This is a genomic window from Bradyrhizobium sp. 41S5 (assembly GCF_011516665.3).
Taxonomy (GTDB): domain Bacteria; phylum Pseudomonadota; class Alphaproteobacteria; order Rhizobiales; family Xanthobacteraceae; genus Bradyrhizobium; species Bradyrhizobium quebecense.
This window is the reverse complement of sequence record NZ_CP083721.1, coordinates 6,117,745-6,143,740: the sequence shown is the minus strand read 5'-3', so window position 1 is coordinate 6,143,740 and position 25,996 is coordinate 6,117,745. Positions and strand designations below refer to the sequence as shown.

The 25,996-nt window shown below is 65.0% G+C and carries 24 protein-coding genes; 13 read left to right on the top strand and 11 right to left on the bottom strand.

Annotated features, from left to right (window positions below; genetic code table 11):
• The first annotated feature begins 66 nt into the window (after window positions 1-66).
• The gene (locus tag HAP47_RS29585) at window positions 67-1,833 is read left to right on the top strand and encodes a carbamoyltransferase family protein (protein WP_173641556.1); all 1,767 of its coding nucleotides are present in this window, start codon (window positions 67-69) and stop codon (window positions 1,831-1,833) included.
• Between the two features lie 49 nt (window positions 1,834-1,882).
• Here the strand turns inward: HAP47_RS29585 and HAP47_RS29580 are convergent, their stop codons facing one another.
• Window positions 1,883-2,194, bottom strand: coding sequence for a hypothetical protein (locus HAP47_RS29580; protein ID WP_173641557.1), 312 nt, complete (start codon window positions 2,192-2,194; stop codon window positions 1,883-1,885).
• A 434-nt stretch (window positions 2,195-2,628) separates the two neighbouring features.
• Complete coding sequence (locus HAP47_RS29575) at window positions 2,629-3,024, bottom strand: helix-turn-helix domain-containing protein (RefSeq protein WP_094194089.1); 396 nt, start codon at window positions 3,022-3,024, stop codon at window positions 2,629-2,631.
• A gap of 626 nt (window positions 3,025-3,650) precedes the next feature.
• Here HAP47_RS29575 and HAP47_RS29570 point away from each other — a divergent pair.
• A complete protein-coding gene (locus tag HAP47_RS29570; RefSeq protein WP_050629647.1) occupies window positions 3,651-3,905 on the top strand; it encodes a hypothetical protein in 255 nt (84 codons plus the stop codon).
• Between the two features lie 51 nt (window positions 3,906-3,956).
• On the opposite strand, the gene HAP47_RS29565 is transcribed toward HAP47_RS29570, so the two are convergent.
• The 3 genes from HAP47_RS29565 to HAP47_RS29555 form a co-directional block, all read right to left on the bottom strand.
• Complete coding sequence (locus HAP47_RS29565; RefSeq protein ID WP_173641558.1) at window positions 3,957-5,276, bottom strand: dicarboxylate/amino acid:cation symporter; 1,320 nt, start codon at window positions 5,274-5,276, stop codon at window positions 3,957-3,959.
• 101 nt (window positions 5,277-5,377) lie between these two features.
• Window positions 5,378-6,835: a sensor histidine kinase gene (locus HAP47_RS29560; protein ID WP_173643060.1), complete on the bottom strand. Its 1,458-nt coding sequence runs from the start codon at window positions 6,833-6,835 to the stop codon at window positions 5,378-5,380.
• A 176-nt stretch (window positions 6,836-7,011) separates the two neighbouring features.
• A complete protein-coding gene (locus tag HAP47_RS29555; protein ID WP_173641559.1) occupies window positions 7,012-8,286 on the bottom strand; it encodes a serine hydrolase domain-containing protein in 1,275 nt (424 codons plus the stop codon).
• 143 nt (window positions 8,287-8,429) lie between these two features.
• Here HAP47_RS29555 and HAP47_RS29550 point away from each other — a divergent pair, with 143 nt between their 5' ends.
• From HAP47_RS29550 to HAP47_RS29515, 8 genes are all read left to right on the top strand, one after another.
• On the top strand, window positions 8,430-9,344 hold the full coding sequence (locus HAP47_RS29550; RefSeq protein WP_173641560.1) for a dioxygenase family protein: 915 nt from the start codon (window positions 8,430-8,432) through the stop codon (window positions 9,342-9,344).
• 232 nt (window positions 9,345-9,576) lie between these two features.
• Entirely contained in the window at window positions 9,577-10,479 is a 903-nt protein-coding gene (locus HAP47_RS29545) for an SMP-30/gluconolactonase/LRE family protein (protein WP_173641561.1), read from the top strand.
• A 297-nt stretch (window positions 10,480-10,776) separates the two neighbouring features.
• Window positions 10,777-11,574, top strand: a complete 798-nt coding sequence (locus HAP47_RS29540) for an aldo/keto reductase (protein ID WP_173643061.1) — start codon at window positions 10,777-10,779, stop codon at window positions 11,572-11,574.
• 244 nt (window positions 11,575-11,818) lie between these two features.
• A complete protein-coding gene (locus tag HAP47_RS29535) occupies window positions 11,819-12,772 on the top strand; it encodes a DMT family transporter (protein ID WP_173643062.1) in 954 nt (317 codons plus the stop codon).
• A gap of 88 nt (window positions 12,773-12,860) precedes the next feature.
• Complete coding sequence (locus HAP47_RS29530; RefSeq protein WP_173641562.1) at window positions 12,861-13,943, top strand: zinc-binding dehydrogenase; 1,083 nt, start codon at window positions 12,861-12,863, stop codon at window positions 13,941-13,943.
• 85 nt (window positions 13,944-14,028) lie between these two features.
• Window positions 14,029-14,787 carry an SDR family NAD(P)-dependent oxidoreductase gene (locus HAP47_RS29525; protein ID WP_173641563.1) on the top strand — a complete coding sequence of 253 codons (759 nt, stop codon included), beginning with the start codon at window positions 14,029-14,031 and terminating at the stop codon, window positions 14,785-14,787.
• Between the two features lie 4 nt (window positions 14,788-14,791).
• Complete coding sequence (locus HAP47_RS29520; RefSeq protein WP_173641564.1) at window positions 14,792-16,051, top strand: NAD(P)/FAD-dependent oxidoreductase; 1,260 nt, start codon at window positions 14,792-14,794, stop codon at window positions 16,049-16,051.
• 70 nt (window positions 16,052-16,121) lie between these two features.
• Window positions 16,122-16,790 carry an amino acid ABC transporter permease gene (locus HAP47_RS29515; protein WP_097670409.1) on the top strand — a complete coding sequence of 223 codons (669 nt, stop codon included), beginning with the start codon at window positions 16,122-16,124 and terminating at the stop codon, window positions 16,788-16,790.
• A gap of 128 nt (window positions 16,791-16,918) precedes the next feature.
• Here HAP47_RS29515 and HAP47_RS29510 read toward each other — a convergent pair whose 3' ends face one another.
• Both HAP47_RS29510 and ppk2 read right to left on the bottom strand, forming a co-directional pair.
• The gene (locus HAP47_RS29510) at window positions 16,919-17,797 is read right to left on the bottom strand and encodes a transporter substrate-binding domain-containing protein (RefSeq protein ID WP_173641565.1); all 879 of its coding nucleotides are present in this window, start codon (window positions 17,795-17,797) and stop codon (window positions 16,919-16,921) included.
• 154 nt (window positions 17,798-17,951) lie between these two features.
• On the bottom strand, window positions 17,952-18,899 hold the full coding sequence (ppk2, locus tag HAP47_RS29505; RefSeq protein ID WP_173641566.1) for a polyphosphate kinase 2: 948 nt from the start codon (window positions 18,897-18,899) through the stop codon (window positions 17,952-17,954).
• Window positions 18,900-19,046: 147 nt separating this feature from the next.
• Between ppk2 and HAP47_RS29500 the strand changes: the two genes are divergently transcribed.
• Together HAP47_RS29500 and HAP47_RS29495 are read left to right on the top strand one after the other, a co-directional pair.
• Window positions 19,047-20,219, top strand: a complete 1,173-nt coding sequence (locus HAP47_RS29500) for a fumarylacetoacetate hydrolase family protein (RefSeq protein WP_173641567.1) — start codon at window positions 19,047-19,049, stop codon at window positions 20,217-20,219.
• 166 nt (window positions 20,220-20,385) lie between these two features.
• Entirely contained in the window at window positions 20,386-20,781 is a 396-nt protein-coding gene (locus HAP47_RS29495) for a hypothetical protein (protein ID WP_231168460.1), read from the top strand.
• A 78-nt stretch (window positions 20,782-20,859) separates the two neighbouring features.
• Here the strand turns inward: HAP47_RS29495 and HAP47_RS29490 are convergent, their stop codons facing one another.
• The 3 genes from HAP47_RS29490 to HAP47_RS29480 all read right to left on the bottom strand — a co-directional run bounded on the left by HAP47_RS29490 (window position 20,860) and on the right by HAP47_RS29480 (window position 23,990).
• On the bottom strand, window positions 20,860-22,515 hold the full coding sequence (locus tag HAP47_RS29490) for a Spy/CpxP family protein refolding chaperone (RefSeq protein ID WP_305879362.1): 1,656 nt from the start codon (window positions 22,513-22,515) through the stop codon (window positions 20,860-20,862).
• A 307-nt stretch (window positions 22,516-22,822) separates the two neighbouring features.
• Window positions 22,823-23,581 (bottom strand): SDR family NAD(P)-dependent oxidoreductase, encoded by a 759-nt coding sequence (locus HAP47_RS29485; protein ID WP_173641569.1) that lies wholly within the window; start codon window positions 23,579-23,581, stop codon window positions 22,823-22,825.
• 13 nt (window positions 23,582-23,594) lie between these two features.
• On the bottom strand, window positions 23,595-23,990 hold the full coding sequence (locus HAP47_RS29480) for a (R)-mandelonitrile lyase (protein ID WP_210285341.1): 396 nt from the start codon (window positions 23,988-23,990) through the stop codon (window positions 23,595-23,597).
• A 283-nt stretch (window positions 23,991-24,273) separates the two neighbouring features.
• Here HAP47_RS29480 and HAP47_RS29475 point away from each other — a divergent pair, with 283 nt between their 5' ends.
• A complete protein-coding gene (locus tag HAP47_RS29475) occupies window positions 24,274-25,167 on the top strand; it encodes a LysR family transcriptional regulator (RefSeq protein ID WP_173641571.1) in 894 nt (297 codons plus the stop codon).
• Window positions 25,168-25,234: 67 nt separating this feature from the next.
• Here the strand turns inward: HAP47_RS29475 and HAP47_RS29470 are convergent, their stop codons facing one another.
• A complete protein-coding gene (locus tag HAP47_RS29470; protein WP_173641572.1) occupies window positions 25,235-25,996 on the bottom strand; it encodes a glucose 1-dehydrogenase in 762 nt (253 codons plus the stop codon).

The window sequence follows — 25,996 nt, the reverse complement described above, 5'->3', positions numbered from 1 at the left end:
GTCTGCAACCATACCTTGGAACCCGCTCGACTTCCCGTGCGCGCCATCGGTCCTGGGGTGAAAAATATGACAAAAGTAATCGGCATCAGTGGATTCGAGAACTCGATCCCTTTCAAGAGGAAGCACTGGCCGGGCCTAGAGGAGCGCGAATATCGGATCTCGCAGGGCCACGATTCCGCCGCGGTGTTGGTGGTCGACGGCAGTATCGTCGCCGGTGCCGCCGAAGAGCGCTTCAACCGCAGGAAACACACCGGTGATTTTCCGATCGGCGCTGTCAGCTACTGCCTGGAGACCGCTGGCCTGAAGCCATCCGACATCGACGTGATCTCCCACGGCTTCGACTATGCGCCCTACAAGGCCGCGTTCATGCTTGATCCGACCTCCGCCCAGCAATACAGGGAGGTCTTCTCACGCGAAAAACTGCTCTCGCAAGTGGATGCGCACCTGCCCGGATTTCCGTCCGGCAAGGTCCACCACGTCAACCATCATCTGTCCCACGCCGCCAGCGCCTACTACACCTCCGGTTGGGAGGAATGCCTGGTGGTGGTCCTCGACGGCATGGGCGAGGTCCACGCCGTCACCGTCTATCACGCGCACGACAACGCGATCGACAAGCTCGCGGAAATCACCGCCCAGGATTCGATCGGCATCCTCTATTCCACGCTGACGCTGCATCTCGGCTTCGATTTCAACTCCGACGAATACAAGATCATGGGCCTTGCTCCCTACGGCGATCCCTCCCGCCATCGTGTTTTTTTCGAGCGGACCGTCGAGCTGCGCGACGACGGCCTGATCAGGATTCCTCTGCTCCGCCTCAATACCGAGCGCCGCAATCGCGAAACCTACGGCGCGACGCGACGCCATCTCGGCGAGTATCTGATCCCGGCACGCGCGCCCGAAGGCGACGTCACCGACGATCATCGCGACGTCGCCGCGGCGCTGCAGGAATGTCTCGACAGCGTCATGCTCCACATCTGCGGTCATTTCGGCCGCAGCACCGGCCTGCGCAGGCTCGCGATGGCGGGCGGCGTCGCGCTCAACTGCACCGCCAACGGCCGCCTGCTGCAGTCCGGCCTGTTCGACGAGATCTACGTCCAGCCGGCCGCCGGCGACGATGGCTCCGCGCTCGGCGCCGCGCTCTGGTCGGCATCGCGCGACAGTGGTGTGAAGAACGTCCGGATGCCGGTGCCCTTCCTTGGCCCCGCACACGCGCAGACCGAGATCGACAGGGCGCTGGCCGACACCGCCGGCCGCATCGAGATCACGCGCTTTCCGGATCTCGACGAGACCTGCGCGGCGGCGGCCAGGCTCATCGCGGCTGGAAGCGTACTCGGCTGGTACCGCGGGCGCATGGAGTTCGGCCCCCGCGCCCTCGGACACCGCAGCATCCTGGCCGATCCCGGTCATCCTGACATGCGTGACCGCATCAACGCGATGGTCAAGATGCGCGAAGCCTTCCGCCCGTTCGCGCCGGCGGTGAGCCTCGAGCAGGTGCATGACTGGTTCGAGGTGCCGAAGGGGTTCGAGCTTCCCTACATGATCATGACTGCCGACGTGCGTCCCGAGCACCGCGCCGCGCTGCCGGCGATCACGCATGTCAACGGCTCGGCCCGCGTGCAGACGGTCGGCGTCAGGGACAATCCCGAATTCCACGCGTTGCTGCGGGCGGTCGGCCGAGCGACCGGCCGAGAAATGGTGCTGAACACGAGCTTCAACGTGAAGGGGCAGCCGATCGTCAACACCCCGCGCGAAGCCATCGACACCTTCCTCGGCACCGGCATCGAGTATCTCTTTCTCGAGAACGTGCTCGTCCGCCGCGCGGGACAGACGTAGCCGGTACTGGCCGAAGAAGGTGAGGGGGCCGAAGCCCCCTCGCTGACGATTAGCGCCGGTGTCCGCCGTGATGGCCGCCGCCGTGATGGCCGCCGTGATGACGGTGCCCGTGATGATGATGGTGGGGGTAGAAGTGCGGACGATGATGCCATCCGTGATGGCGCGGTCCGTAGCCGTAGCCCGGTTGCCAGGTGCAGCGGCCCCAGCGATCGCAGACCTGGCGCACCTTGTCGACATTGGACGTTTCGCCTGCGATGTGGCTGGCCTGCGGAAGCCCGTTCGGCATCGCCGATGCCGTACCGGACATCAACGCTGCGCTTCCGAGCGCGGCCAGTCCAATAACGGCAAGCTTGATATTCATTGAGATCTCCTTGGTTGAAGCCTGAAAACGTCCATGTGGCCGCTTCGTTGCTGCGACAAAAAAGCCAGGCACGTGCACTTGGTTCTGGCGATGCCGGTTCAACGCAGCAAATGCGGGAGTTGTGAGGTCGCCCCATGCGCGGGCGACAATTGGCCGCGCGACAGAATGGTGACGGATCGCGCTCGCATGCGCTGCATGAGATGTGCAGCCGGAGCACGAACTGGATCGGCCGGCGCACATGCGCAGCCGGGCGCCTGGATCACGAAACCTGGAGCCTGCCGCGGCCAAAGAAGAAGCGCTGCCATCGCCGATGGCAGCGCTTCGATATCTTCCCGGTCCGACCGGCGCGTGGCGATCCCAATGACCGGTCGCGGCCGATCCGCTCGCCCTGGTCGATCGCGTTCGCGGTGTTGCGATCGTACCTGTGCTGCCGTTCAGTCTTCGTTGGCGGCGATCGATTCCATCAGCGAGACCAATTGGCGCTGCACGGTCTGATCCTTGATCTTGCTGTAGGCGCGCAGCAACCGGAGGCTGAACGCGCTGTCGAGGAACAGCAGGCTCTCGACTTCGCGGGCCTTGTTGTCGCCGTCGTAGAAGAAGGTCACCGGCACGTCCAGCGCGCTCGCAATCTGCTGAAGGCGGGCGGCGCCGACACGGTTCACGCCCTTCTCGTACTTCTGAACCTGCTGGAAGCTGACGCCCAGCTTGTCGCCGAGTTCCGCCTGCGAGATCTTCTGCTCGACACGGCGCAGACGAATCCGCTTGCCCAACTCAATGTCCGGCTTGCCGGCACTGCGCTGCTTCATCTTCTTTGCTGCTGATCTGTTCATTCTTGTGACCCGTCCTTCAAATCGAGAATCCCTGGCCCGGTCGGGTCAGGGACACGTTCATGATGTACCGCGTTAAGCTCGAGTGGATCGTCAGTTCGTCCGAACGACGAAATCCAAGAAGATCGCGGGATGGTATCCAAACGCACATGCGGATTGGAAGCACCCAAGTACCGAATCGGTCGACTACCTGTAGTCGACCGCACCAAGGTGTCTGTCGACACCCCGCCCGCTACATTTGGCAAAATATTGACCAAACCACAACTAGCGCGAGTTTGATCGACACAGATTTTGCGCGCATGCTTACTGGGCGGCATTGCACTGCTCCCGTAGTTCTACGGGCAACCAATATTGTACGAGCGTCTTAGAATGGATGCAACCCCAGCTAGTGCATCCTGAGGTCGCGGCGAGGGTCTGCGGTTGCTTGACTGAATCGCCGCGAGAACGAAAAGTTTGACGTAAGTCCAAGTCAGGCTTTCGGAATGTTGCTGGACAATTGCCCAAAAGTTCTGAATCATCGGGAACAATTGTGCGCCTACGGAAAGCCGGCGAACTCTGGCAGGAGAGGCCAAATGAAGCGGAAGAGGGGTACACCTCGACTCTACCTCGCGGCTTCGGGAGTGGAAGATATGCCGGTCGCAAATACGGAAGAACGGTTGCTGGCGCTGCTGGCTACCCTGGAAGAATGTCAGGCATTTCTGACTGACCGGGCGAACACGGAGACGGCGCGGCTGTTGTCCCTTGCCATCCTCGAGCTTCGGATGGAACTGCACAAGGTGACGGATTCCGAGTTGAAGGCGCTGTGCGACATGATCGCGTCGGACGAGCCGGTGCAGGAACCGGCGACCAGGCAGTTGCCGCCGTATCTGCGGCTGATCAAGTAAGCCAGCGCCCCGCGCCATGCGCGGAACGCCGCCGGCCCGGTGTCGCACGGCTCAGCCCGCGGTGACGTCGACCGCATCGGTGCCTTCGAGCACACGACGGGCCTTGTCCCGGTCCAGGTCACCTTCCCATGCCGCGACCACGACGGTGGCGACGCAGTTGCCGATCAGATTGCCGACGGCGCGCGCCATGCCGATGAACCAGTCAACCGAGAGCACCAGCACGAGGCCGATCGCCGGAATGCTCGGCACCGCATTGAGCGTCGCGGCCAGGATGACGATCGCCGAGCCGGGCACACCGTGCGCGCCCTTCGACGTGATCAGCGACACGCCGAGCACGAGCAGCAGGTCGCCGAACGACAGCGGCGTGTTGGTCGCCTGCGCGATGAAGACGACCGCCAACGTCAGATAGATCGAGAACGCATCGAGGTTGAACGAATAGCCGGTCGGGATCACGAGGCCGACCACCGAATCCTTGACGCCGAAATGCTCCAGCTTGCGCATCACCTGGGGCAGCACCGCGTCGGAGGATGCGGTGGCGACCACGATCATCAGCTCCTCGCGCAGGTAGCTGAGGAACTTGAGGATGTTGATGCCGGCCAGCGCCATCACCGCGCCGAGCACGCCGAGCACGAAGATTGCGACCGAGACGTAGAACAGCGCCACCAGCGACAGCAACTGCTTCAGCGAGCCGACGCCGTACTTGCCGACCGTGTAGGCGACGGCGCCGAGCACGCCGATCGGCGCGAAGCGCACGATCAGGCCCATGGCGCGGAACAGCACGGTCGAGACCGCGTCGATGAACGAGGTGATCTTCTCGCCCTTCTCGCCGCCGACCAGCGCCAGGCTGACGCCGAAGATGATGGCGAAGAACAGGACCTGCAGCACGTCGTTGCGCGACAGCGCGTCGAACGAGGTGGTCGGGATGATGTTGAGCAGGAAGCTGCCGATGCCTTCGCCTTTCAGCTTCTGGGCGTTGCTGGCATAGTTGCCGAGCGCCTTGGCGTCCAGCGTCGAGGTATCGATGTTCATGCCGTGACCGGGCCCGAACAGGTAGGCCAGGATCAAACCGACCACGAGCGCGACCGTCGTCATCGCCTCGAAATACACCAGCGCCTTGACGCCGACGCGTCCGACCTTCTTCAGGTCGCCGGCGCCCGCGATGCCATGCACCACCACGCAGAACACGATCGGCGCCACGATCATCGAGATCAGCTTCAGGAAGGCATCGCTGAAGATCTTCAACCCGATCGCGAAATCGGGCGCGGCCATGCCGATGATGATGCCGAGCAGCAGCGCAACGAGCACCTGCACGAACAGCGATGTGTAGAGCGGCTTGCGTGCAACTGTGGCTTCCGCTGCGATGGTCGACATGAACTCCCCCTGTTTTTGGCCGGTGTTCTTGCCGGCCGATCCCACCCCATCTTAGCAACTTGCGTGCCAAGATGTCGCAGGATTGGGCGCCATTTACCCGGTCATTCGCCGGTTTCGAGGGTGCTGGTCACCGTGTAGACGACGCCGTGGGGCAAGAAATCCACCGTGGCCTCGCCGCCGAGCTGGTCGCGGGCGCTACGCTCGATCAGCCGGGAGCCGAAGCCGCGCTGCACCGGCGCCGTCACCGGTGGGCCGCCGGCCTCCGTCCAGATCATCCGGAGCTTCGGTCCGGGGCTCTCCTCAAGGATTTCCCAGTCCAGCGTCACCGTGCCGGTGTCGTTGGACAGCGCGCCATATTTGGCGGCGTTGGTCGCCATCTCGTGCAGGAGCATCGACAGCACCAAAGCAAGCCGGGGCGACAGCGGCACGCGCGGTCCGAACATCCTGACCCGTTCGGAGGCGTTCAGCAGATAGGGCTGCAGCACGCGGCTGACCACGTCCTGCAGGTCGGAGCCCTGCCATTTGTCGGTCGAGAGCAGGTTGTGCGCCTCGGCGAGTGCGCCGAGCCGTCCCTCGAACTTGTCGCGCTCGGCGCGGCTCGCGCTGCGGAAGGTCTGCGTGGCGATCGATTGCAGGATCGCCAGCGTGTTCTTGACGCGGTGGTTGAGCTCCTCGATCAGAAGGTCGTGCAGCATCTCGCCGCGCGCGATCGTGGTCGCCATCCGCACCGCAAAGCCGAGGCCGACCAAGAGCAGGACGCCGCCGATCACGCTGGTGATCGCGAGCGAGCGCCACAGCGGCGCCACCAGCGAGTTCTCGGCGATCCCAGCGGCGACGGTCCAGCCGGTGACGCGCGATCGCGTGAAGCCCGTGATCAGCGCCACGCCTTCGAGCGAGACGGTCGGCAGTGTCGCCTCGCTGCGGCGGAACATCTCGGCAAACAACGTTGGCGAGGCGTGCTGCCCGATGGTCGCCTGCGGATTCGGCACGCGGGCGAGGTTGATGCCGTCGCCGTCGAAGATCGAGATGGTCCAGTCCTGGTTCAGGCGCTGCCGCTCGATCATGGCCTGGAAGACCTCGATCGGCGGGCTGAAGGAGATGTCGTAGAGCACTTCGCCGTCGCGTATTATCGGCACCTCGACGGTGATGATCAGTTGCTGCTTCACCTCGCCGAAGAACAGGTTGGAGTACTGCGGCTGCCGCGTCGCAAACACCTTCTCGACGATCTCGAGATTGTTGCGCGGCGGCAGGCTCGCGGTGTCGGGCGTCAGCGAGGAGAACGCCTGACGTCCCCTGCGGTCGGCCACCAGCACCACGCCGTCCTTGCCGTACTGGTCGAGAAAGCCGGCCGCGACGCGGCGGAAATTGTCGAAGTCGCCGTTGCGCAGCGAGTTGGTCAGCGCCAGCACCTGCAGCCCGCCGGTCATGCGCTGCATTTCCGCATCGAGCAGCAGGTGGATGCTGCGCGCCGTCTCCAGCACGCGCTGCGTGGCCGCCTGGCGATCCCGCTGGTAATTGTGGAAGACGATCCCGACCGCGAAAACGATCAGCGGCAACATCGTCCCCGCGACCAGAAGCGCGAGACGCACTGGCAATGTCAGTTTCGGCACGATGTCCCCGGGTCGGCGCCCGTTTGCAGTGAGCTTAGGGGAAGCGGGAAAAGTCCGCCAAAGGAAATGACCGGCAATTTGAAAGATTCCGCGGCGCACACCGTGCGCCGCGAAAGAGCTCTTGGTCAGAGATTGCTCTCGGTGATCGCGGCGTAGACCATGGTGCGCAGCTCGCGCCGCAGCGGATAGGCACTCGACGGCAGCACCTGGGTCATGAAGATCGTGATCAGCTCCTCGGCCGGATCGATGAAGAACGACGTCGTCGCTGCGCCGCCCCAGTTGAATTCGCCCGGGCTGCCGGCGATCAGGGTTTGCGCCGGGTGCATGGTGACGGCGAAGCCGAGGCCGAAGCCGATGCCGCTATAGGCAGCTTCGGCGAACATCGAGCGCGACATCGCCGGCAAGTCGCCGCCGCCGGGCAAATGGTTGGTGGCCATCAGCGTCAGCGTCTTCGGGCCGAGCAGGCGGACGCCGCCGAGCTCGCCGCCGTTGAGCAGCGCGCGGCAGAAGGTCAGATAGTCGGCCGCGGTCGAGCACAGCCCGCCGCCACCGGAGACCAGCGAGGGCGGCGTCAGGAACGCGCTGGTGGCCGGATCGTCCTGCAGCGTCAGCGTGCCCTTGCGCTCGGCCGCGAGCGGGTTGAAGCCGCCCTGCGGGTCGGCGGAATAGCAGGCGGCAAAGCGGTGCGCCTTGTCGGCCGGCACGAAGAAGTCGGTGTCGTTCATGCCGAGCGGCTTGAATATCCGCTCCATGAGGAACTGCTCGAACGGCATGCCCGAGATCTTGCCGACGAGATAGCCGAGCACGTCGGTGGAGACCGAGTAATTCCAGGCTTCACCCGGCGAGAACTCCAGCGGGATCTTCGCCAGGTCCTCGATCATGCTGTCGAGCGTGCCGGCCTTGATGACCTCGCCGATCTTCTTTTCGCGATAGGCCGCGTCGACATTGGAGCGCTGCTGGAAGCCGTAGGTGAGACCCGAGGTGTGGCGCAGCAGGTCGACGATCTGCATCGGCCGCGTGGGCGGGCGGGTCAGGAATGCCGGCGCGGTGCCGGCGACGAACACGCCGAGGTTCTTCCATTCCGGGATGTACTTTGCGACCGGCTCATCGAGTGCGACCTTGCCTTCTTCGACGAGCATCATGAAGGCGACCGAGGTGATCGGCTTGGTCATCGAATAGATGCGGAAGATGGTGTCGTCCTTCACAGGCACCTTGCGCTCGAGATCGGCAAAGCCCTGGACGGTGGAATGCACGATCTTGCCGCGGCGGTAGATCAGGACCTGGGTGCCGGGAAAGCGGCCGGAATCGATGTAGCGGCTCTTCAGATGCGCTTCGAGGCGGTTGAGGGCGGCGGTCGACATTCCCGCGGATTCGGGCGAGGCAGGCGTAGGAGCTAACATAGGGCATTTTCTCCGGCTGGCGAGGCAGCCTAGATAGCCGAAAAGTGTCCGCTGCAGCAATCGGCCGCCGCTTACCGGCACGGGGCCGGTAGTGTACGCTCGCCCCTGCAATCGCGCCCTCAAGGGATACGGGAAACGCCGAGATGACCCAGTTCAACGAAACCGAGCTCACCACAGCCGTCATCCGCAGCTTCGACCAGACGCCCGATCCGCGGGCCAAGTTCCTGCTGCAGGAACTCGTGAAGTCGCTGCACGACTATGTGCGCAAGACCGATCTCACCTTCGAGGAATGGGACCACGCCATCGGCTTCCTGACCCGCACCGGGCAGAAGTGCACCGACATCCGCCAGGAATTCATCCTGCTGTCCGACGTGCTCGGCGTGTCGATGCTGGTCGATGCGGTCAACCACAGGGATCGCGACGGCGCGACCGAGACCACCGTGCTCGGTCCGTTCTATGTCGGCGAGCACAAGGTCACGCCGCACGGCACCGACATCTCGGCAAGCCTGCCCGGCGAGCGCATGTTCGTGCAAAGCCGCGTCACCGACCTCGACGGCAAGCCGCTGGCCAATGTGCCGGTCGATATCTGGCACGCGGACGACGACGGGTTCTATGACTCGCAGAAGCCGAGCTATGCCACCGAAGGCCCGTCCTCGCGGGCGCGCTTCATCACCGATGCCGACGGCCGCTTCTTCTTCCGCACCATCGTGCCGTGCAGCTATCCGATCCCGACCGATGGTCCGGTCGGGCAGATGATCACGCAGACCAACCGGCATCCGATGCGGCCGGCGCATGTGCACTTCCTGGTCAACGCCAAGGGCCATGAGCCGCTGATCACGCATGTGTTCGTCGAAGGCGACAAGTATATCGATTCCGATGTCGTGTTCGGCGTGAAGGACGAACTGATCGCCAAGGTCGAGCGGCGCACCGATCCCGTGATGCCCGACGGCCAGCGCTCGGATCGCCCGTGGAGCCTGATGACCTACGAATTCCACGTGAAGCCCGGCGGCGGAATGGCGCCCGCGCCGCTCGGCACCAAGGTCGCCGAGGACGCCTGATCACTCTTGTCCGATGTCCGAGCGCTCTGTCAATTCATGTGCGGCGCACAAGAATTGGGCGAATCGCATTTCTTGGCAGCGCGCGGAGACTCCGCGCGCGATGCGCGCGAGCGAAGCGAAGCAATCCATACCTCCGTTCGCCGAGATGTGGATTGCTTCGTCGCTGTCGCTCCTCGCAATGACGTACGGAACGATTTAGGGTCCACCCGCTCCGCCAACGGGTGAACCAATAATGATGTTCCTGGAATCGCCGCCGAAACTGATCCCGACCGAGGTCTTCTCCGCCGTACCGGCCGAACTCCGCCGCAAGGTGGCGAGCGAATGGGCCGACGCCAACCGGCCGGGCGCGGTGACCGACTGCTTCATCGAGGGACCGTCGTTCGATGCCGCTGGCAACCTCTACATCGTCGACATTCCGTTCGGCCGCATCTTCAGGATTGCGCCGGACAAGTCATGGACGCAGGTTGCCGAATATGACGGCTGGCCGAACGGGCTGAAGATCGATCCGATGGGCCGCATCCTGATCGCCGACTACCGCCACGGGCTGATGGAGGTCGACGCCAAATCGGGCGAGGTCACGCCGCTGCTGCGCTCGCGCAATTCGGAATCGTTCCGCGGCTGCAACGATCTGCACATCGCCACGAACGGCGACATCTATTTCACCGACCAGGGCCAGACCGGGCTGCACGATCCGACCGGACGGGTCTATCGTTTGAAATCCAGCGGGCAGCTCGACTGCCTGATCGACACCGGCATCAGCCCGAACGGGCTGGTGCTCGATCCGCACGAGGCGGTGCTGTTCGCCGCCATGACCCGCGACAATGCGGTGTGGCGCGCGCCGTTCATGAAGGACGGCAGCGTGTCCAAGGTCGGACGGTTCTGCTCGCTGTTCGGCCCGAGCGGACCCGACGGCATGACGATGGACAGGGCCGGGCGGCTGTTCGTCGCGCACGCCTCGCTCGGCCATGTCTTCGTGTTCGCGCCGAACGGCGAGTGCATCGCGCGGATCAAGTCCTGCGCCGGCCAGAGCTGCACCAATGTCGCGATCGGCGGCGCCAACCGTGACCTTCTCTACATCACGGAATCGGCGACGGGCACGGTGCTGGTCGCCGATATCAGCGGGCTCAACGGATAGTCACGCACCGGCGCTCGAACGAAGCACGCTGTCGCTTGGCGCGATGGCGGTGTGGATGAATTTCAAAGTGTGACCGCGCGTAATGCGGGCATTGCGGGTGCGAATCGGAGGATCCGCGCCGTTGCGATTACGTGAGACGGCGCAACCGACCGCTGTCGTCCCTGCTTTCGCCGGGACGACGATGTGGAGACATGATCTCTTGTTTCCTCTATCGTTGCGCGGGGCGAGAGGCGACCCACGCAGAACGAGGCGATCGTGCAGAAAAGAAAATTCGGCAACAACGGCCCGCAGGTCTCGATGATCGGGCAGGGTACCTGGTATCTCGATCGCGGTGACCGCAAGGCGGCGATCGCTGCGCTGAAGCGCGGGATCGACGCCGGCATGACGCATATCGACACCGCCGAGATGTATGGCGACGCCGAGCTTGTGATTGCGGACGCGATTGCCGGCCGCCGCGACGAGCTGTTCCTGGTCTCGAAGGTCCTGCCGAGCAACGCCTCGCGGCGCGGCACCATCACCGCCTGCGAGCGCTCGCTGAAGCGGCTGAAGACCGATCGCCTCGATTGCTATCTGCTGCACTGGCGCGGAACCACTCCGCTCGCCGAGACCGTCGCGGCGTTCGACGAATTGATCGCGGCCGGCAAGATCCGTTCCTGGGGTGTCAGCAATTTCGACGCAGCCGATCTCGATGAACTGCTTGATGTCGCGGGCGAGGGCAAGATCGCCTGCAACCAGGTGCTCTACCATCTGCGCGAGCGCGCCATCGAGCACGCCGTGATCCCGTGGTGCGAGCGCCATGGCGTGGCCGTGGTCGCCTATTCGCCGTTCGGCCACAATGATTTTCCTTCCGCATCGAGCAAATCCGGAGCGGTGCTGCAATCGATCGCGCAAACGCACCAGGCGACACCGCGCCAGGTCGCGCTGAGCTTTCTCACGCGGCTGCCGTCGGTGCTCGCGATCCCGAAGGCGTCGAACGCGGACCACGCAGCGGAGAATGCCGCGGCGGGAGCGCTCAAGCTCAGCGGCGACGAGATCGCCGCGCTCGACGCGGCGTTCCCGCGCGGGCCGAAGCCGCGCTCGCTGCCGATGCTCTAGTTCGCGGGATTCACTCAAGCTCCGCTCCACACAGTTCTTAACAAACTGTTGCAGTTGCGGCCGCACACAGGCTGCGGCGGGCGGTCGCGCGCGCTGGTGCATATCGGAGTCCCGTTTTCGGGCATTGTTCTTGCGGCGGAATTGGCATTTTGTACGAACAGCAGATTCCCCTTATTTTGCCTTCGAGATTGCCGTGACACCGCCCCCCGCCGTAGCCGCCAGGCTGGACAGCGTTCCTCTTTCATTGCCCGCGAATGCATTGCCCGCGAAGACGTCTGTTGCACGCAAGGCGCCGGCCCGCACCGACAGTCCATTCAAGGGCATTGCGCTGATCCTGCTGTCGACAGTGTTTTTGGGCACCTCCGACGTCACCGCAAAATATCTCTCGTCCTCGCTGCCTTCGATCGAGATCGCCTGGATCCGCTTCCTGGTGTTCGCGCTGATCATGACGCCGGCGATGCTGCCGGGCACGCCGCTGTTTGCGCTGCGCAGCAGCCGTCCCGGCCTGCATGTGCTGCGCGGCGCCGCGCTGCTCGGCTCCTCCTTGATCTTCATCACGGGGCTGGGTTTCCTGCCGATCGCCGAGGCCTCGGCCACCAGCTTCGTCTCGCCGCTTTTTGTCACCGCGCTGTCGATCGCATTCCTCGGCGAGAAGGTCGGCATGCGGCGCTGGATCGCAACCGCGGTGGGCCTCGCCGGCGTGTTCATCATCCTGCGGCCGGGCACCAGCGCGTTCCATCCCGCCGCGATCTTCCCGATCGTCTCGGCGCTGGCCTGGGCCGGCACCCTGATCCTGACGCGCATGATGAGCGGCAGCGAACGTCCGATCACCGTGATGACCTATTCGTCCATCGTCGGCGTCGCCATTGTCAGCGCGCTGGTGCCGTTCGTCTGGGTCACGCCGAGCTGGCACGACATCATGTTCGGCATCCTGATCGGCGTTGCGTCCACCGTCGGACAGTGGATCGTGGTGCTGGCGTTCCGCTACGGCGATGCCTCGGTGCTGGCGCCGTTCTCCTATACGCAGCTGCTGTGGGTCAGCATCCTCGGCTTCCTGATCTTCGGCGAAGTGCCCGATCGCTGGACCATCCTCGGCGCCGGCTTCATCGTCGCCTCCGGCCTCTACACCGCGCATCGCGAGCGCATGCGCCGCTCGCAATTGCTGGCCGTGGCCAGCGAGCCGTCGCCAAACGCCTGAGGGTGTACTTGCGTTTTCGGACGAAGCGGCTATCCCTTCCGTTAGAAAATGCAGCAAAATGTGGGAAGAAACCCACGCGGGAGGAAACATGCGCGCAGCGATCTTCAGAAACGGCGAGATCGTCGTCGACCAGATGCCGGAACCGAAGCCGGGCGCCGGCCAGGTGCTGGTCAAATCGCTCGCCTGCGGCATCTGCGGCTCCGATCTGCACGCGCGCAAGCATGCCCACCGCATGGTGGAGCTGAGCAAGTTCCTGCCCGGCCGCACGCCGATGGATCTGTCGCGCGACGTCGTGTTCGGCCACGAGTTCTGCTGCGAGATCCTCGATTACGGCCCGGGCACTACGCGCAAGCTGAAGCCCGGCACACGCGTCTGCTCGCTGCCGGCGCTGCTGACGCCGGAGGGCCCGAAGGGCATCGGCTATTCCAACGACTATCTCGGCGGCTATGCCGAGCAGATGCTGCTCAGCGAGCCGCTGCTGCTCGAAGTGCCGAACGGCCTTTCGGCCGAGCACGCCGCGCTCACCGAGCCGCTTGCGGTCGGTGTCCATGCGGTGGCGATGGCCAACATCAGGGGCGGCGAGGTACCGCTGGTGATCGGTTGCGGGCCGGTGGGTCTTGCGGTGATCGCGGCGCTGAAGATCAAGGGACTCGGCCCGATCGTTGCCGCCGACTACTCGCCGGCGCGGCGGCTGCTCGCCGAGAAGATGGGCGCCGATGTCGTGGTCGATCCCGCCAAGACGCAGCCTTATGCGAGCTGGGCCGAGCACGCCCAGATGACCGACGCCGAGAAGGCGGCGCGGCCGCCGATGCAGGCGCTGCTGCCGCCGCTGAAGCCCGCGCTGATCTTCGAATGCGTCGGCGTGCCCGGCGTGTTGCAGCAGGTATTCGAGAGCGCCCCGCGCAACGCCCGTGTCGTCGTGGTCGGGGTCTGCATGGAGACCGACAAATCCGAGCCGATGCTCGGCATCATCAAGGAGCTCAACGTCCAGTACGTGCTCGGCTACACGCCGGAGGAGTTCGCCTATTCGCTGCGTCTGATCGCGGAAGGCCAGGTCGATGCCGCATCGCTGGTCACCGGCCGCGTCGGCATCGACGGCGTCGCGCAGGCCTTTGCCGATCTCGCCAATCCCGAGGCGCACACCAAGATCCTGGTCGAGCCGTGGCGTTGAGTTGCTGACGGCGTCGCGCGGTTTGCATTTCACGACGCTGAACCTATAGTTCGCCGTCTCTTATCGCACCGACAGCACCCATCTCATGCGCGTTTCAATCATCACGGGAGGCGGCTCCGGCATCGGCGCCGCGGTTGCGCGCCGGCTGGCCGGCCCCGATCAGGGGCTGATGCTGCATGGCCAGGGCGCCGAGGCCAGCGGGCTCGCGCGGCTGAATTCGGTCGCGGAGGAATGCCGCAGCATGGGCGCCAAGGTCGCGGTCTCTACCGGCGATCTCGCCGTGGTCGGCGCCGGCGCGTCGCTGGTCGAGGCTGCGCGCGCCGCATTCGGGCCGATCGACAGCATCGTGCACGCCGCGGGCTTTGCCGATCGCCGCGATTTCGCCAGTCTGCCGCGCGCGGCGCTGGAGCGCGCCTTTGCGGTGATGGCGGCGGCATTCCATGAAATAGCGGCGGCTGTACTGTCCGATCTCGCGCGCAGCGCGCAGGGTCGTGTCGTCGCGGTCTCGAGTTTCGGACCGCATCGCTTCGTGCCCGGCGCCACTTATCCGGGATCGGCCGCCGCGAAGGCCGCGCTCGAAGTGCTGGTGAAGTCGCTCGCAATCGAGCTCGCAGCATCAGGCGCTACCTCAAATGCCGTGATGCCCGGTTACACGCGCAAGGATCCCGGCCTGTTCGGTGCGCTGGACACCGCGACCTGGGAGCGGGTGGCGAAAGCCAATCCGATGCAGCGGCTGGCCGAGCCCGACGAGGTCGCCGCCGTCGTCGCTTTCCTGCTGTCGCCGGAAGCGAGCCACATCACCGGCGCAACGCTGCCGGTCGATGGCGGCCTGACCTTGATGTGACGGCATGAGCGAGGGCGCGACGGCACAGCAGGCTGACGTCGTCGTCCTCGGCGCCGGCATGGTCGGCGTCTCGGCTGGCCTGGCCGCACGGCAGCGCGGTCTCTCCGTCGTCATCGTCGACCGCCGCGAGCCAGGCAGCGAGACCTCCTACGGCAATGCCGGCATCATTTCGTCGGGCTCGATCCTGCCGCTCAACACGCCGTCGCTCCTAAGGAACCTGCCGAAATACCTCACCAACACGCATCCGGCGCTACGCTGGAATCTTCCGTGGGCGGTCGCCAACGCCGGCTGGGTGATGCGCTTCCTCGCTGCGGCGACGCCGTCGCAGACCAAACCGCGCGCCGCCGCGCTGCACGGCCTGATCGGGACGTCGCTGGCGCTGCATCGCGACTGGATCGTGGAGGCGGGTGCCGGCCATCGCATCCGTGAGACCGGCTGGCTGAAGGCCTGGCGCGGCGACGGGCTTGCGACCGCCAAGGCCGAGCAGGCGGCGCTCGCCGAATTCGGCATCAAGAGCGAGGTGCTCGATCGCCAGGCGATCTCCGCGCTCGAGCCGAACATCATTCCTGCCTACAGTGTCGGCCTGCTGCACACCCAGACGGCATCGGTCGATTCGCCGGGCGCGGTGGTCAAGGCCTATGCGCAGATGCTCGCCGCGAGCGGCGGCACGGTGCGGCAATCCGAGATCCGGCGGATCGAGCAACAGGACGAAGGCTGGCGCGTGCAGCTTGCCGACGGCGAGATCGCCGCGCGCCATGTCGTGGTCGCGCTCGGGCCGTGGTCGGCCGAGCTGTTGCGGCCGCTCGGCTATCGCGTGCCGCTGGCGTTCGAGCGCGGCTATCACCAGCATTTCGTGCCGAACCCGGCACGCAAATTGCTGCGGCCGATCCATGATGCGGAGGGCAGCTTTCTGATGACGCCGATGGAGCAGGGCGTTCGCGTCACCAGCGGCGTCGAGCTGACCGCGCGCGACGCGCCGTCGAACTATGCGCAGCTCGAGGCGGTGGTGCCGATGGCGCGCAGCGTGGTCGAATTCGGCGATGCGGTCGGCGAGCGCTGGCGCGGCGCGCGGCCGACGCTGCCCGACAGCCTGCCGATGATCGGACCAGCGCCGCGGCATCGCGGTCTCTGGCTCGCGTTCGGCAACCAGCATATCGGCTTCACCACCGGTCCCGGAACGGGCGCCGCGGTCGCGGCAATGATCGCGGGCGCCGCGCCGCCGTTCGAGGTGAAGGCCTTTTCGCCGGGCCGGTATATCGCGTGACTCGCGCGAGGCCGCCTGCGATGCTGGGAACGCAAGGCGAGCGCAAGGCGCGTCGCAACCGAGGGGCAGGATGAACTACGTCTGGGATTTCGGGATCCTCGCCAAGTACAGCCATCTGTTCTGGCTCGGGCTCGGCTGGACCATGGCCTACACGATCGGCACCATCATCCTGGGGACCCTGATCGGCCTGATCGTCGGCATGCTGCGGCTACGGCGGATTCCGGTGATCGACTGGCTCCTGATCGCCTATATCGAGCTGTTCCGTTGCACGCCGCTGTTGGTGCAGATCATCTGGTTCTACTACGCCTTTCCGGTCGTGATCGGCGTCAACATCCCGGCGCATGTCGCAGCGGTCAGCGTGCTGTCGCTCTATGGCGGCGCGTTCTATGCCGAGATCGTGCGCGGCTCGATCGAGAGCGTGCCGGTCGGGCAGTGGGACGCCGCGAAGGCGCTCGGCTTCCGCGGCTGGCGCCTGATGCGGCTCGTGATCCTGCCGCAGGCGCTGAAGCCGATGATGGCGCCCTATGTCAACCAGTCGGTGACGCAGCTGAAGAACACCTCGCTGGTCTCGATCATCGCGGTGCCCGATCTCGTCTACAATGCGACGCTGATCAACGCCGACACCTACCGGCCGCTGGAGGTCTACACCATCGTGGCGCTGATCTATTTTGCGATCCTGTTTCCCTCGACGCTGGTGGCGCGCCGGCTGGAGCGCGGGCTGACCTACGACAAGGTGTGAAGCTCTCGCGGCACCGTCATGGCCGGGCTCGGCCCGGCCATCCACGTCTTTCTTTTTGTGGAAACGAAGGCGTGGATGCCTGGGTCAAGCCCGGGCATGACGAGTTGATGGAGGCAGAGCATCACTCGCTAGATATTCAGCTCCACCGGCACGTCCTCAGCCTTGACGCCGGCGAGGCCGAGGCCCTTGACGAACCATTCGCGCATCTGGCCGATGCCGCGGTTGTAGTCGACCCACACCGACAGGAAATCGCGCCAGCGCTTGTCCTGTTCGCGCCGCACCGCCATGCCGCTCGCAATCGTCACCGAGGGCGAGGCCAGGATCTTGTAGGTGCCGAGGTTCGGATTTTTGGCGATCGCGGTCAGCCCGAGCACCAGCGCGTTGACCACGCAATCGACGCGGCCCGACGACATTTCCAGCATCACCTCGTCGCGCGACTTCAGCGACTTGATGGTGGCGTTCGGCGCGAAGCGCCGGGCCACCGCCTCGTTGGCCGAGCCGACGTCGACCGCGATCTTGACCTCGGGCTTGTTGATGTCGGCCCAGGTCTTGGCCTCCAGCCCCTTCTTCAGCATCGCGCCGAACGGATGCGGGAACACCAGATTGGTAAAATCCACCACCAGCGCCCGCTGCGGCGTCGGGTTGAGCGCAAAGCCGAGGTCGATCTTGTTGGCCTGCAGATCGAGAATTGAATTGCCATAGGTCGACTCGACATATTCCAGCTTGACGTCGAGCAGCTTGGCGAGGTCGTTGGCCATCTCGATCGAGAAGCCGGACCAGGTGCCGGTGGCGAGGTCCTTGTTGAAATAGGGCAGCTCGCCCGGCAGCACCGCGATCCGCAGCACCTTGTTGCCCCTGATGCGATCCAGGGTGTTGTCGGCCTGGGTCTGCGCCGCGGCCGGGGTGGCCATGGCGGCCGCGAGCGCCGCGCCGCTGCCGATCCCGAGCGCATAGCGCAGCGCGTCGCGGCGATCTTCGGAAATTGTGACGTCGTCGGATTGAGTCAAGCAAGCCTCCCTGCACCAGATCGGGGGAAGCCTAGCGTCGGTATCCGGTGCCAGCAAGTGCGCGCGCCTGCGCCATTGGTAGGCGAGGGGAAGGAGAGATGCCTAGCTTTTCACCTCTCCCCGCGCTTTGCGGGGAGAGGGGAAACGACCACCATCAATACGTTCCCGGCACATACATCTCCGGCGGGATCGGGCCGCGGTGATAGTCGGGGTTGCGCACCCGCGGCGGTAGCACCACCGGTTGGTAGGTGACCTGCTGATAGGGGATCTGGCTCAACAGGTGCGAGATGCAGTTCAGCCGGGCGCGCTTCTTGTCGACGGCATCGACGATCCACCACGGCGAGTCCTGCAGATGCGTGCGCTCCAGCATCGTTTCCTTGGCCTTGGTGTAAAGCTCCCAGCGGGTCCGCGCCTCGACATCCATCGGGCTCAGCTTCCACTGCTTCAGCGGATCGTGGATCCGCATCGAGAAGCGGAACGCCTGTTCCTCGTCGGTGATCGAGAACCAGTATTTCAGCAGGATGATGCCGGAGCGGATCAGCATGCGTTCGAACTCCGGCACCGACCTGAAGAACTCCTCATACTGCTCGTCGTTGCAGAACCCCATCACCTTCTCGACGCCGGCGCGGTTGTACCAGCTGCGGTCGAACAGCACGATCTCGCCGCCAGCCGGAAGATGCGAGACATAGCGCTGGAAGTACCATTGCGTGCGTTCGCGCTCGTTCGGCGCCGGCAACGCCGCGACGCGGCAGATGCGCGGGTTGAGCCGCTGGGTGATGCGCTTGATGACGCCGCCTTTGCCGGCGGAATCGCGGCCCTCGAACAGCACGACGATCTTCTGCTTCTCGTGCTGCACCCAGTCCTGCAGCTTGACCAGCTCGCCCTGCAGCCGCAGCAATTCGCGGAAGTAGAGCTTGCGGTCGATCGACGGCCTTGCGGCGGCCCCGTCGTGGTCGAGCTCGTCGAGCCTCATGTCGTCGAGCTCCAGCTCGAGTTCCTCGTCGAAGCTGTCGGCCATCTCCTGGTGGATGCGGGCGCGCAGGGCTTCCTCGCGCAAGGCTTCATCTCGGGCGGCTTCGTCGGTGAGGTCGGAGGCGGTCATGAAGGTCCGTCTTTCAGCGTGTTAGATCGATCGGCGGGAGCATTGACGGGCGATGTTACCCCTCTATGACATTGGCATGACCGCTGTTTCACGCAGCCGGCGGGACTGTGCTAACAAGCAATGACAAGATCAAAAAAGGAGACGCCGATGATTTCGCTCACGCCACAAGACGTCCTGCCCGAGGACGGCACCGCCGGCACGCTGGTCGGACGGGTCTGGCTGCCGCAGGCGGGCGGGCCCGCCGTGGTCGCGGTGCGGGGTGACGGCGTGTTCGACGTCACCGCGCGCTTCCCCACCGTGAGCGCGCTGTGCGAGGAAGCCGATCCCGCGGCCGCCTTGCGTGGCACACGCGGCGAGCGGATCGGCGATTTCGGGGCGATCCTCGCCAACACGCCGCCCGACGGCCGCGACGCGACAAGACCGCATCTGCTCGCGCCGGTCGACCTGCAAGTGCTGAAGGCCGCCGGCGTCACCTTCGCGATCTCGATGCTGGAGCGCGTGATCGAGGAGCGGGCACGCGGCAATCCGTCGTCGGCGGAGGCAATCCGCAACGAGGTGGTGCGCCTGGTCGGCGACGATCTCTCCAAGCTGAAGCCGGGCTCCGAGCCGGCGATGCGGTTGAAGCAGGTGCTGATCGACCAGAACGCCTGGAGCCAGTATCTGGAGGTCGGCATCGGTCCCGACGCCGAAGTGTTCACCAAGGCGCCGACGCTGTCCTCGGTCGGCACCGGCATGGATGCCGGTCTGCATCCGAAATCGACCTGGAACAATCCGGAGCCGGAGGTCGTGCTTGTCGTCTCCGCCGCCGGCAAGATCGTCGGCGCCGCGCTCGGCAACGACGTCAACCTGCGCGATTTCGAGGGCCGCTCGGCGCTCTTGCTGTCGAAGGCCAAGGACAACAACGCCTCCTGCGCGATCGGCCCGTTGCTGCGGCTGTTCGACGGGACGTTCTCGCTTGACGACGTCAGGAAGATGGATGTCGGCCTCACCGTGAAGGGCGCCGACGGCTTCGTGCTCGAGGGCCATTCCTCGATCTCCAAGATCAGCCGCGACCCGACCGATCTGGTTGCCCAGACCATCGGCCCCGTGCATCAATATCCCGACGGCTTTGCGCTGTTCCTCGGCACGATGTTCGCGCCGGTCAAGGACCGCGACGCCAAGGGCGAAGGCTTCACCCACAAGCGCGACGACATCGTCACCATCGAAGCGCCGCAGCTCGGCAAGCTCGTCAACCGCATGCGGGGCAGCGACGAGTGCGAGCCCTGGACCTTCGGCGTTGGCGCGCTGATGAAGAACCTCGCGCAGCGCAAGGTGCTGTGAGGAGGAGCGCAGCACGTTGCACGTAGGGTGGGTCAGCAAAGCGTAACCCACCATCTTGCCGCGCGTCATGGTGGGTTACGCTTCCGCTAACCCACCCTACGCACCCCGCTCCTTGTCATTGCGAGGAGCGAAGCGACGAAGCAATCCCATCCCTCCTTGCGGCACCATGGATTGCTTCGCTTCGCTCGCAATGACGGTGCACGTCGTTCTGCCATACGAGGCGCGGCTCCACGTCCGGCCAAGACGTGCTATTGTGCTTGCCGTCGCCGCCGCCGTTGTCGAACATGTTCAGAAACCTGCGCTGCAGATCAATCGCGTGCTGCAACTTGAGGGCGCGCTGATGCATGAAATTCGGAGCGACCGCTTGTCGCGCCCTTATGTGATCCAGTTCATCCTCGTTCGCGCTGCTCCGCTTCACCATACTGGCTCGACGCGAACAGAAGGAGTCGCGGACATGAGCGAGCAGCCATCGAACGGAATGCCTGATTGGCTCACGACCGATATGCTGGTGATTGCCGTCTCACTGGCGATCATCGTGATTGGCATATGGATCGCGCCGTAGCTTGGACGCTCCGGCTGGTTGTCCCGTTGAGATACCGCGGGATATGCCACCGCCATAGGCGCGAGGCGATCGCGCGCCTCACAAACCGATCATCCGGAAAATCATGCCGCCGATATTCGGCCCATGATGGTGGTGACGGCGATGATGGCTTCGCGGCGGTTCGTCACCGCCTGCGGCGGCCATCGCGCTCCTGCCGCCGTCCCGCTCGGAGCCGACAGCGTCGAACGCGGCCTTCTGCTCGTCGCTGAGCGCGTTGTAGAAAGTGTCCACGGCCGGACGCACCGTGCCGATCGCCTGAAGCAGGGAATCGAGTCTCGTTCCGACCGCCGCAAGGCGTGCCGGTGGCGTGCGTGCATCGGTGGGCGGACAGGACGATTTCAATGTGTCCTCGGCCTTTGTCGCAGCGTCCCGCAAGGCATCGAGGCTCGCCCGCTGCGCGTCGGTTGGCTTGACGTCGCGTTCGATGACCTCGCCCGGCCATTGGATGGCGGCAGGCTGCGCCGCGCCGCAATCGCCGTTGCCTGACGTCGCCTGACGCCTGGTGCGGCGCTGATCCGCTGCCAGCGCCGTCACCTTGGCTTTCTGGTCGTCACTGAGCAGCCCGTAAAACTTCTCCAGCGCCGGCTGAAGAATACCGACCGCGTCGCGCATGGCCCGGAGCCGCTGCTGCATTGCGGCGAGGCGGCTCGGCGCCGTCAACGGTACGTCCTTGGGACATGAATTGAGAATGGTCTCGGACGCCTTCTGCGACGCGCTCGCGAGGTCGTCGAGCGCAGCACTCTGCTCCGCATTGGGCTCAATGGCGCTGCGGAATTGCTCGATCGGGAAGCCCGCGATATCGCTTCTGTCGCTGCCGCACATGTCGGCAAGCGTCGTCGTCTCGGCCTGGGCTGAACTGCTGGACGGTGCCGGCTGTCGCGAAGCCCTATGACTCGGCAGATACTCGGCATAGCCGCTCAGCGCATCGTAATCATACGGGCCGAACAGGCCGGTATAGATGTCGCCATAGCCATAATCCCAGAAGTACGGATCGTAGTCATCGCCCCACCACGCATAGTCATAGAGATCGTAATAGGCGTAGGGCCAGAATACCGGGCCGACCCAGCCGAAACCGCCATGCGGATGGCGCCACCACCAGCCGCCAGTGTGGTTGTGATACCCCCAGGCTGCCCCGGCGGCGGCCGTCATGATCGCGGCGCGCGCCATCGGGTTCCGCAAGCCGCCCTGCCTGTGCAGGGCGGCTGTGATCGGACGCGAGGACAGGGTGCGGCCGACAGCGCTGGCGTTGCGCCGCATCGCGGTGGCCGAGGGCGCATGGCGGCCCGCAGCTACGCCATGCGAGACGGCCGGGTTGCGGGTGACGGCCGGGTTATGCGTGACGGCCGGATTGTGGGTGGCATGGAATTGCCGCGCGCCGGCGCCGCCTCCCATTCTTGTCACGGCATGGGGAGCAGCATGAATGGTATGAAAACCGCCGCCGTGACCGCCTGCGCCGTGAAAGCCGCCGGCGTGAAGTCCGCCGCCGTGGAAGCCGCCACCACCGCCATGGAAGCCGCCCGGCGCACCGCCGCGGAAACCACCGCTACCACCGTGAAATCCACCGCCGCCGCCATGGAAACCGCCACCGCCATGGCCTCCACCGCCGTGGCCGCCACCGCCGCCGCGAGCATAGGCGCTGCCTGCGAACAGCGCGGCCGATGCCGCGACCGCGAGGATCGCGGCGAGCGCCAACACGGTGTGTCTGCAGCGGGCAGCCCTCAGCATCTGTTCTCAGCCTTCGGATACTCAGTGATGCCTGACATCAACATCGAAGGCCGCTGCCGGGTTCCCGCGACGATCCGGTCGCGACGATTTAGTTTGCAGCGCGGGACCTGCGGCGAGGGCGTCCGCTCCGGTGGAGAATCGCGACGTCAAGGGTGAGAGCTTCACCCACAAGCGACGAGATCGTCACTATTACCGGGCCACGGCCCGTCAGCCGCATGCGTACCAGCGACGAATGCGAGCCCTGGACCCCACGGTTTTACCTATCAGCGCTCCTGGGTCAGTGTGCAACGAAACCCCCGTCGACGGGCAACGCAACGCCAAGGATCAGGCTCGCGGCGGGACTGCATAGCCACAGCACGGCGGCGGCAACCTCGTCGGGCTTGCCCATCCGGCCGATCGGCTGCTGCTTCAGGAATTCCTTCATCGCGTCGGGATCAATGGCGTCGCCCATCGGCGTCTCGATGCAGCCCGGGCAAATCGCATTGACCCGGATGCCTTCGGCGGCGACATCGAGCGCGGCGCTCTTGGTCAGGCCGATCACGCCATGTTTGCTGGCGTGATAGGCGGCGCGGCCGGGTAAACCCACCAGCCCTCCGAGCGACGAACAATTCACGATGGCGCCGCTGCGCTGTCGCTTCATCTGAAGCAGCTCGTGCTTCATGAAGGTCCAGACGCCACGCAGGTTCACTTGCTGCACGTCGTCATACCCGTCGCCGGTCTCCTCGCTCATCGGGCACATTGGGCCGAGAATGCCGGCATTGTTGTAGGCCATGTCGAGCCGGCCGAACTGCGCGACCGCGCGATCGACCGCAGTCTTGGCCAGCGTCTCGTCCGACACGTCGCCAACAATGGCGATCGCTTTGGCGCCGGCGGAAGTCAGTTCTCGAGCGACTGCGTTCAGTCTCTCCTCGCTTCGGTCGACCAGGACCACGGCAGCCCCGGCCTTGGCGAACGCCTTGGCGGTCGCCGCACCCAAGCCGGAGCTCGCGCCTGTGACGAGGGCGACCTGGCCGGCAAAGTCGTAGGTGGGGTTCATGGTGGATTTCCTTTCACTTGCGGTATTGCTCGTCGCTGACCTTTTCCAGCCAGTCGACATTCTTGCCGTCGCGTGATTCCGTGACGGCGATATGCGTCATTGCGGTCGTCGTCGTCGCGCCATGCCAGTGCTTCTCGCCAGGCGGAAACCAGACGACGTCGCCGGGACGAATCTCCTCGACGGGTCCACCCGCGCTTTGCACCCAGCCGAGACCTGACGTGACGATCAGGGTCTGGCCGAGCGGATGGGTGTGCCACATGGTGCGGGCGCCGGGCTCGAAGGTGACGTGGCCGCCGTTGATACGAGCGGGATCGCCGACCTGGAACAGCGGATCGACGCGGACCGCGCCGGTGAACCAGGCCTCAAGCCCCTTGCCTGAGGGACGTGAGCCGCTGCGTTTGATATCCATCGCTCTCATCCTTTTCTCTGTCAGGTCCGGTGCGGCCGGAGGGGCGGCAAGGTCGCTGTGCGAGGCCCCAAACACGAGGCCGCCTGCAACCGCCAGCATTTGCCTTCGCGTGACTGCCGCGCTTTTTCCGCGCAGGAGCCGCACGTCCGATCGATCCATTGACCATGGTTCCGTCTGCTCACAAGGCGACGCTATCGAGGTCACCGCCTGCACTGGATTTAATGCATGCGGCTATAACGACTAGCCGCTATAATCGGCATAGACTTAGAAACAGGCTCGATGAATGAAGCGCGGCCCTCTCGATGATCTCTCGGCTTTCGTGATCGTCGCCCGCAAGGGCAGCTTCACCAAGGCCGCCGCCAAGCTCGGCGTTTCGCAATCCGCGCTCAGCTACACCATCAAGCAGCTCGAGGCGCGCCTGAAGCTGCGTCTCCTGACCCGCACCACGCGCAGTGTCTCGCCGACCGCGGCCGGGGAGCGGCTGCTGCGCAGCATCGGTCCGCGCCTCGCGGAAATCGAGGCAGAGCTCGCTGCCCTGAGCGAGATGAGCGAAAGGCCCTCCGGCACCATCCGCATCACCGCCACCGAATACGCCACCAACGCCGTGTTGCTGCCGAAACTTGCCAAGCTTCTGCGCTCGTATCCGGACATCAAGGTCGAGATCATCTGCGACTACGGCCTGACCGACATCGTCACTGAGCGTTTCGACGCCGGCGTGCGCGATGGCGAGCAGGTCGCCAAGGACATGATTGCGGTGCGCATCGGACCCGATGCGCGCATGGCGGTGGTCGGCTCACCGTCCTATTTCCGGAACCGACGCGAGCCGAAGACGCCGCAGGAGCTGGTCGAGCACAATTGCGTCAATCTTCGCCTGCCCACCCATGGCGGGCTATACGCCTGGGAATTCGAGAAGGGCGCGCGGGAACTCAAGGTGAGGGTCGAGGGCCAGCTGTTCTTCAACACCACGAGCCAGATGCTCGAAGCCGCGCTCGCGGGTCTCGGTTTGACGTACCTGCCGGAAGGCCTGGTTCAACCGTACATCAACAAGGGCCGTCTCAAGCGGGTGCTCGAGGACTGGTGCGCTCCTTATCCGGGCTACCACCTCTATTACCCCAGCAGGCGCCAGCCATCTGCGGCATTCGCGCTGCTTGTCGAAGCGCTGCGGCATCGCGCCTAGCGCGATGGTTTCGCTTGCTGGGGAATTTGTTCACCTCAAGGGCGAGGTAAAGCTCCGATGTCTGCTCTCATCGGATCGTATACCCGCCATCCACTGTCAGTGCATGACCGACCATAAAGCTGGCGGCGGAACTGCACAGCCAGAGCACGGCGTTCGCGATCTCCTCCGGCCGGCCGAGCCGGCCGATCGGGACGTCCTTCAGCATCGCGCCAAGAGCGTCGGCCTGGGTTTGCATCATCCTGTCGAGCATCGCCGTATGGATGATACCCGGACAAACGGCGTTGATCCGGATGCCTTTCGCCGCATAGTCCAGCGCCGCACTCTTGGTCAGGCCAAGCACCCCGTGCTTGGAGGCCTGGTAGCTTCCGCGTTTCGCGCCGCCGACCAATCCTCCGATCGACGAGCAGTTGACGATGGCGCCGCTGCCTTGCCTCAGCATCTGGCGTAGCTCGAACTTCATGCAGCTCCAGACGCCGCGGAGATTGACACTCATGACGCGGTCAAAATCCTCCCGGGACGCCTCCGCGGCTTCCGCGACCACGTTCTGAATGCCGGCGTTGTTGTAGGCCGCATCGAGCCGCCCGAAGGTGGCGACGGTGCGTTCCACCATCGCTTCGACCTGCGCATCGTTGGCGACGTCGCATCGGATGGCGAGGGTCTTGTGCCCCAGGGCGGATAATTCCGCGGCGGCGGACGCCACCGCCATTTCGTTGGTGTCGGCCAGCACCACCGCTGCACCCGCCTCCGCAAAGGCCTTCGCTGCCGCAAGGCCGAGGCCCGATCCCGCGCCGGTGACGAGGGCAACCTGGTTGTCAAACGATATGTTCAT